The 7,822-nt window shown below is 38.4% G+C and carries 8 protein-coding genes; 5 read left to right on the plus strand and 3 right to left on the minus strand.

The window, feature by feature from the left end:
• The first annotated feature begins 56 nt into the window (after positions 1–56).
• From DYY65_RS06895 to DYY65_RS06915, 5 genes are all read left to right on the plus strand, one after another.
• Positions 57–278 (plus strand): hypothetical protein, encoded by a 222-nt coding sequence (locus DYY65_RS06895; RefSeq protein ID WP_162477243.1) that lies wholly within the window; start codon positions 57–59, stop codon positions 276–278.
• A 51-nt stretch (positions 279–329) separates the two neighbouring features.
• Positions 330–533 carry a hypothetical protein gene (locus tag DYY65_RS06900; protein ID WP_162477244.1) on the plus strand — a complete coding sequence of 68 codons (204 nt, stop codon included), beginning with the start codon at positions 330–332 and terminating at the stop codon, positions 531–533.
• A 100-nt stretch (positions 534–633) separates the two neighbouring features.
• Entirely contained in the window at positions 634–1,077 is a 444-nt protein-coding gene (locus tag DYY65_RS06905) for a hypothetical protein (protein ID WP_162477245.1), read from the plus strand.
• Between the two features lie 635 nt (positions 1,078–1,712).
• On the plus strand, positions 1,713–2,312 hold the full coding sequence (locus tag DYY65_RS06910) for a hypothetical protein (protein WP_162477246.1): 600 nt from the start codon (positions 1,713–1,715) through the stop codon (positions 2,310–2,312).
• A gap of 333 nt (positions 2,313–2,645) precedes the next feature.
• On the plus strand, positions 2,646–4,145 hold the full coding sequence (locus DYY65_RS06915) for a carboxypeptidase M32 (RefSeq protein WP_162477247.1): 1,500 nt from the start codon (positions 2,646–2,648) through the stop codon (positions 4,143–4,145).
• 423 nt (positions 4,146–4,568) lie between these two features.
• Here DYY65_RS06915 and DYY65_RS06920 read toward each other — a convergent pair whose 3' ends face one another.
• The 3 genes from DYY65_RS06920 to DYY65_RS06925 form a co-directional block, all read right to left on the minus strand.
• Entirely contained in the window at positions 4,569–6,515 is a 1,947-nt protein-coding gene (locus DYY65_RS06920) for an AMP-binding protein (RefSeq protein ID WP_236561712.1), read from the minus strand.
• Complete coding sequence (locus DYY65_RS12475) at positions 6,505–6,678, minus strand: hypothetical protein (protein ID WP_236561713.1); 174 nt, start codon at positions 6,676–6,678, stop codon at positions 6,505–6,507. Before DYY65_RS12475 ends, DYY65_RS06920 begins: the two co-directional genes overlap by 11 nt.
• A gap of 560 nt (positions 6,679–7,238) precedes the next feature.
• Complete coding sequence (locus DYY65_RS06925) at positions 7,239–7,727, minus strand: hypothetical protein (RefSeq protein ID WP_162477248.1); 489 nt, start codon at positions 7,725–7,727, stop codon at positions 7,239–7,241.
• Positions 7,728–7,822 lie beyond the last annotated feature (95 nt).

Consider the following 7,822-nt stretch of genomic DNA (forward strand, 5'->3'; position numbering starts at 1 on the left):
TGAAACTAACCATAATTAATATATCTACCTGTATCCAATAGATATAGAGATAAAAAATGAGTGATGAAATACCAAATATACATATGCTCATATCACCAAAGGATGATCAAGGCAAGATGGTTGATGAATGTATTGAATTACCTTTGGTTGTTGAAGGAAAGTCAGAGGAAGAACTTGAACAAAAAATGCATAGTATTGCAGAAGGTTTCTTTGAAGTATTCCCTGAAAGAAAACAAGAAGTTTTCAATAAAGTAGTAACTATTCCAGCAAAATTTTAATTCTTATTGTACTATCATAACTGGTGGCAACTAAAGTCTTTTTTAGAAATAATGGGTTTTAAGCAAGTCCCTAATTTCAAATACCAGGAAAATTTTCTCTATTTTAAAAACCCTGAAACAAAGAAGGAGCTAGGCTATGAGAAATCTGATGAGATCACAGTAAGGGCTATGACAAAACTAGCCAAGATTGGATTTACCTATGAATTCTTTACTGCAGTCTTTTACAGTAAACAAAGCAACACCCCTTCAGCCTAAGATGTGAATCCTCTTAATTAGTATTCCCCAGGAAGTAGTTAATAAATATCTTGTACCTGCAGATTACTGTAAGCCAAAGATAGAGATACGAAACTATTTTTTGAAATGGAATGTTGAATCCTATGGTGTACCTCAAAAGGAAATAAATGAATTAAAGAAATTTATAACTAATGCAATTCCTTTTTTTGATACTATTTATGAATTGCTGAATAGCTTTGAGAAAGCCAAATACAAAGATAGATATCGTTTACGCCAACAGTTGTCTCCAACATTAAATATCTCCAGTGTGAGCAAACACACTAGTCATAGTAACGTGATCAGGTATGAATTACATATGCATCCTGACGGATCTACATTTATCGACAGAATTGAAGGTGTCCAACCGATAAGAGCAATAAGAACAACTGAACTTGACAATTATGCAGAGCTGACGGAGGCAGATATACAAAAATATCAAGTTAGACCCATATTTTATCTAAAATGGACACTTGGTGAACTATTATTTAATCGCCAGGGTAAATTAGCTAGCAGTGGCAGAGCATAACAGTGCTGGGTTACTAGACTGGGAATTACAGAAGATGATGCAAAAATATTCCTCAGTAGATTGTTGAGTTGTTTTTTCTCTAATCAATTGTGACTTTGGGATATTCGTCCGTCACGTATCTGTCTCAGTAGCATCTACCATTCATTTTCCTTCTTTTTCCAGGGGTAAAAAATTAGTATTGTTTACAGTACCTATGTGGCCGAGTATTTATTGCACAACCCGGTTTCTGAGGAAATAACAGTAGAGCCTAAAAACAGCTGGTAATTTGCTAGTATCGGTAGGCTGTAAAGTGGTAACAAACACGATAGATTTCGCCTACTTGTTTTCAGGAGGAATTCTGTTCGATCTCTATCGTCTTTGTCGATAATAGGGCCATTAAGTAATAAGCAGATTATCCTCCTTTTCAATTGTTTTAGTCCACATTGCCTCTGATCCCAGGGGACAGCTTTAACGAAGGTTGCAAATTAGCCTTGGGAATATATTCTCACTTAGCTAACCATGGATCTTGGAAACAGTGAAGCAAGGAAGGTCCAGTACCAGTTTGGTTAAGTTTCAAATTTGGCCTTCAAAGCACAATATTTAAGAATGCTACGCCACTATGCAAAAACAAAAAAGTGATTGCAATAGTGGCGGCCATGGGATTACTCTTATCTATAATTGCACTGAAGAAGCCGTTCTCACTGAACTCATCCGCACAAGTCTCTAATAGTGGTAGCACGAATGCCGGAATAAGCAAAGCTAGCGGGATATCATATGGAACAGGTAGATTGTCTTACGAGTCGGAGGGCAATCGTTTGTCTGTTAAACTAGAGGATCGTCTTCTAGCTTATATAGCTGCAGCCGCGACTATTGCAGGAGGGGTCTTACATCTAATGATGATTGGACCGCTTTTGAAACCCGCTAATTTTCCAATGCAACTGCTTCTGTATACTGACATCCTATTTATCGTGGCAGGACTTGCCCAGATATTTTGGGCATTACCAATGATCAAGGGTTGGGGTCTACGCTGGTATTATGTCGGCATATTGGGAACAGCAGCCTTAAGTATATCATTAATATTTACCAGACTTCCAAATGAAATAACCAGTTCGGCACTAGTTGACACAAATCCGATGGCTTTGTTAACTGAGATATCACAATTTCTATATATAGGAGCTACGACCATAATTGCTAGAAGAGCTTATCTCCGACAAAAAGAAAAAATGCGATCAGTACGTTTGGACCGAGGCAATTAAAAGTGATAAAGATCAGACAAATTAAGCATATTAGCAAGTAAATGAAAGCTGTTATTAAGATGAGAACAAAGAGCCGAAATGCCTTGCTCTTTCATTATCCTTCTTCTTCTAAAGACAAATTTACCTGGTGTTTACCCGATATTGGTCATTTAATACCCTCGGAAACATGTGTCCGAGAAGCCTACATGACGCTAACAAAACTAGCCTAAAAGCAGAGGCATTACTATTACAGGGCGAATCACATACACACTATATTCTAGATATTCTTTGTGAGTGGCTTGCTAGCAATGATTAATAGACAGATGTGATTGAATTCATGGAAAGTGTGACTATATGAGATGCGAGAACTCTCTCATGGATCAGATCCTAGACGCCTACAAACCAATGTGGTCCCTAAATCACGCTATTTCTCTAATGGGTTGGGACTTTGAGACTTATATGCCTAGGAAAGGCACGGAAGAAAGAGGAGTGGCGGATTCTCAACTCCACATGATGTATAAGGATCTTCTGCTAAACCAAGATTTTGCAGGTCTTGTCGAGTCAGCGAAGAAACTTGAGAACCTTAACGATTTAGAGAAAGGCATTATACGAGTACTCAGCAGGGAAATAACGAAGCAGATCAAGATACCCAAAGAGTTGACTGAAACAGAATCCCTGGAAAGAATAAGGGGCAATATGGTGTGGAGGGGGGCGAGAGAAAAATCTGATTTCATGATGTACGAACCCCATCTGAAGAAAATGATAGAAATAAAGAAGCAAATCGCTGAGAAGATAGGTTATGAAAAACATCCATACGATGCGCTCTTGGATAACTTCGAAGAAGAGCTTACGGTAAATGATCTGGATAAAGTATTCGGTGCGTTGACTTCGCGTATTCAGAAGATATTGAAAAAACTCGTAGATTCAGGCAGCCCGTTTTGCAGAGAGAGCAAACTTGCAAAATCAAAGTATGATATTCAAAAAGTTGACAGGCTCAATCATGACATTTTGAACCTCTTGCAATACGACATGGAACGCTTCAGGATGGATGTATCTACTCATCCTTTCACTGAGACTATGGGCCTTAACGACGTAAGGATAACTACTCGGTATGAGGGGACAGATTTCAAAAAGTCGATATCTAGTACTATTCATGAAGCTGGTCATGCCTTGTATAATCTGCAATGCGATCAGTCATTGTCTTTTACTCCTCTTGAAGGCGGATCTTCACTTGCGCTTCATGAATCTCAGTCAAGATTCTGGGAGAATATTGTGGGCAGGAGCCTGCCTTTTGTTCACCTGATAGCTCACCTGATTAGAAGGCAGGTAAGTTTCGCAAACCAAGCGACAGATGACGAGTTGTATCTTTATTTCAATAATATCAAGGCTGATTTTATCCGAGTTGACGCAGACGAAGTCACATACAATCTGCATATAGCAATAAGATATGAAATAGAGAAAAAAATTTTTGGAGATGAGCTCAGCGTCTCTGAGATTCCTCAATTCTGGAACGATAGAATGGAGCAACTACTTGGAGTGAGACCAACTAAGGATTCACAGGGAGTGCTCCAAGATACTCATTGGAGTAGTGGCCTTTTTGGCTATTTCCCAACTTACACTTTGGGAAACTTGGTTTCAGCGATCATGGCTTCAAAGATGCGCAAAGACCTTGAGGAGTACGACGAAGACATCAAGGGCGGCAATTTCAAGCCTATAAGAGAATGGTTAAAATTAAAAATACATCAACATGGATCAGTCTATGCTCCCAAAATACTTCTTAATAATACCTTCAATGAAGGCTATAATCCGGATTACTTTGTGGCTTACATAGAGACTAAATACCTTGGGTCCTGAGCCCTGCCTTTTTGATTAGAAAAATATTCTAATTCTTTTCCATATCCATATTCCAATTCTTATATATCATTGACTTCTTTTGCTAAAAGTATAGCACTTTGCAGATGACTAGACCAGGCATGAATCCAAAGGCTGCTTCCAAGGTCAATGAAATTGCTTTAAAATGAGGTCAACACCATGTCAGAGAGGGCCATGTGGTCTTGGAGAATACTCTGCACTAGCCGGTCCCCACGCTCCCTTTAATTGAATTTTTGTCACTTTTAAAATACAACCTGAACCGTGTTTTGTGTTTTCAGCATCCTTCATCACAAGCCAGTGATCATGCCTGTAGAACAAAATTGGCAGTCTGACGTCTGGATTAATCTTGTATAATGACCTCTTTTCCGAGCATTCAAATTAACCGCTATATTTAGGCTTGTTGAGTCAAAACGGTACAATATACTTCAGTGATTCAGGATTTTCAATAGTCGACAAATCTTGGCTTCCAATTTTTTCTCTCAACACTTTTGCTTTAATTATTCGCCTAACAAGCTTTCCAGTTCTTGTCCTGGGCAAATCCTCTACGAATATGATATTTTTTGGACAAGCAAATCTCCCAACCGAATCTTCAACTATTTTCACTATTTCATTCTTTAAAACTTTGATTTTGGGTTTGCAAAACGATTTCTTTAGGACAACGTATGCAGTTACGTATTCTCCTTTTATTTTATCTGGTATTCCAATCACTGCAACTTCTGAAACCGCACTATGAGAGGTAATGGCACATTCTATTTCGGTAGATTCTATTCTATGCCCTGAAGTCTTGATTATGTCGTCTGCTCTGCCTAAAATATACCATAGGCCATCAGCAGGATCGACGAAAACAATATCACCATGATACCATACTTCATTGCCATATTTTGACCAATATGTCTCAATGAATCTATTCCAGTTTTCGAGTATTCCCCTGCTCATGGAAGGCCATGGCCTTCTAACGATAAGGAAACCACGGCGAGTGCGCCTGCCTGCGTTATCTAAAACATCTACATCAAATCCAGGTACAGGAAATCCCACTGTGCATGGTTTAAGCGAGATTATTGGAGAGGCACTAAGTAGAGCTCCTCCGATCTCTGTACCTCCTGATAGGTTAATTATTGGACATCGTTTTTTCCCTATATTTTCAAAATACCATAACCATGCTTCTTTATTTATCGGTTCACCTGTAGTAGCTAGGATTCTCAACGTAGAAAAATCATAATTATCCAATGACGTTTTTTCCCTCATAAAATTTCTTATTGCTGTAGGGGCCATTCCAAAAATTGTGACCTTATATTTTTGAATTATTTTGCACCATGTGTCGACATCGGGATAATCTAAATGACCATCATAAACTAGAGCTGTTCCGCCTATCAGAGAGCTCCCATAAACTACACATGTCTGGCCGGTAATCCATCCGATATCGGCGTACCAAAATAATACATCCTGTGGTTTCATATCGATAAGGTAAGACGTCTGTTGACCAGACACAATCATATATCCTCCATGCACTTGAACCGTCCCTTTCGGTTTGCCTGTGGTGCCTGAAGTATAGAGTATGAATAGCGGATCTTCAGAATCCATGATCTCTGTATCGCATGATATTCCAAGGTAGTCTTTAATGAACTCACTGTAGGAGATTATTTCACGGCCATTGTAACTATCTGTCCTACCAACAGTGATTATCTTTAAAACGCTTGTTCCTTCTAAAGCTTTAGTCCACCTCTCTTTAAGATCTATATTTTGGGATTTTCGTTGCATTGTATCAGCCGTGATTAATATCTGTGCATTACAATCTCGGAGTCTTGAACATAGTGCTTGACCCCCAAAGCCAGAAAACACAGTAGCATGGACTGCTCCGATTTTTGAACAGGCGAACATTGAGAAAAATGCTTCTGGGATCATTGGCATATATATTCCAACGGTATCACCCTTTTTTACACCAGCATGCTTCAATGCAGTAGCCAGAGAATTTACTTCACTAGCTAACTGATCGTACGAGATTGTCTTACTGATTCCGCGTTCATTTTCGAAAATATATGCAATCTTGTCAGGATGATTTCTAGCATGTTTATCGACTGCATTGTAAACTATATTGCACTTGCCATTTAAGAACCACTTTGTTCTTGGAAATCCTTCAGAGGAATCAAAAACTTGAGTGTAGTGGTTATACCACTCAAAACCTAAATCTTCATTTACTGCGTTCCAATACCATGCTATGTTTTCAACAGATTTCTGTAAGAGCTGCTGATAAGTGGCAATCTGATGCTTTTTCATAAACTGCAAAATATTACTACCATTAATGTTATCACACTTTAATGATCCATGATCCATACCCATTCTATCAGTAGACAATACTATTTCCATCCGGTTTGCTTGTAATGGTATCAGCCAAAGCTTCTTTGTTAAAGCTTCCTGTTATACTTTCTACGATATTAATTAAAGCCAAAATAGATTTTTTTTGAGTGATCGGGATTGTCATAAGAGCGGGCATGATTGACAAACTGTTTGTTACCATGTCCCTTATATAGGGGAATTAATTCTCATATATCCAGAGGTGGGGATTGGTACGGAGTATGTCCTGGCAAAATATTTTGACATCGAGAGGTTTGTAATTCAAAAACAGCGAGGTTTGTGTCGTTATTGCGAAGAAGGATTCGTAAGGACAGATGTTGTGGTTAGTAGAGGGCGTCCTAGCAGGAAATACTATCACCAACAATGTGCAAATAAACTCAACATACTATAACGGAAATCACAATTCAGCGAATCTCGGGCTTTGGTCATTCCCAGCACCTCAAAACGAAATAAGTATAAAATTAAGCAAGGCTTGAGTATTGAAAACCCGACTTGGCCTACACCTCTACCAAGCCTGGACTCTCTTAACTTTGATTGCAATAACGACCGCCTAGTCCTCGTAGAACTACAATTTTCCCTTGCAGTTGATGCCTTTTAGAGTAATGATTTTTCTTATTTTGAGCTAATCTAGGATATAATACTAAGTATCAAATTGTTCATCTACAATTTCTGCACTAATCGCGATGGGCGTTATTTAACTTAAATTAATATCCTTGACTTATCTCATTTCTTGCTGTGCCAGGCTCTTTCATGCTCATCCCTCTTATTATTGGTATCAAATAGTAATTTGCAAAAATGGCATTTGATGTGTAATTTTGATTTGACAGGATATTTTTTACCATCTAAGGTTGTAACATAGAAGTATGATTTACTCTTCCTTGCTGGTGAAGTCTTTGTTTTTTCAGGTTTACTTTCAAACCGAACAAAAGGAAGTCCTGATCTGGGCTTGAATCCAGTTGCGACCTTGTGACTTTCTATCCATCTATTTAACATGAACTTCCAATCATATTCATATCCCTTAAAGAGTGTATCAGATTCTGCTATCAGCGTTGTGTACTCCTGCACCTCTGGATGAGTTCTCATTAGGAGTGGTAGTTCATTTTCGAACCTTAGTGCATACTTGGTTTTGGATTGATCCGTCCACAGTTGCAGTTTTCTTGTTTTCTTGTTTGGCTTGGGTTGGGGAACGCTAGTGTTGGTATGTATTCCCATTTCCCTCTCTGAATTTCTTATAAAGGATAATATTTAAGCTCTTTACCATAAAACGAGATTATTCATATTTCCAGAAATTCTTTGTAATTTTTAGA

Origin of the sequence: Nitrososphaera sp. AFS (genome assembly GCF_009898475.1) — an archaeon.
In the GTDB taxonomy this organism is placed as follows: domain Archaea; phylum Thermoproteota; class Nitrososphaeria; order Nitrososphaerales; family Nitrososphaeraceae; genus Nitrosopolaris.

Excerpts from the sequence above, each read along its gene's own strand:
- DYY65_RS06895 (WP_162477243.1), top strand. The coding sequence starts at position 57 with ATGAGTGATGAAATACCAAATATACATATGCTCATATCACCAAAGGAT.
- DYY65_RS06900 (WP_162477244.1), top strand. The coding sequence starts at position 330 with ATGGGTTTTAAGCAAGTCCCTAATTTCAAATACCAGGAAAATTTTCTC.
- DYY65_RS06910 (WP_162477246.1), top strand. The coding sequence starts at position 1,713 with ATGGGATTACTCTTATCTATAATTGCACTGAAGAAGCCGTTCTCACTG.
- DYY65_RS06915 (WP_162477247.1), top strand. The coding sequence starts at position 2,646 with ATGAGATGCGAGAACTCTCTCATGGATCAGATCCTAGACGCCTACAAA.
- DYY65_RS12475 (WP_236561713.1), bottom strand. The coding sequence starts at position 6,678 with ATGGTAACAAACAGTTTGTCAATCATGCCCGCTCTTATGACAATCCCG.
- DYY65_RS06925 (WP_162477248.1), bottom strand. The coding sequence starts at position 7,727 with ATGGGAATACATACCAACACTAGCGTTCCCCAACCCAAGCCAAACAAG.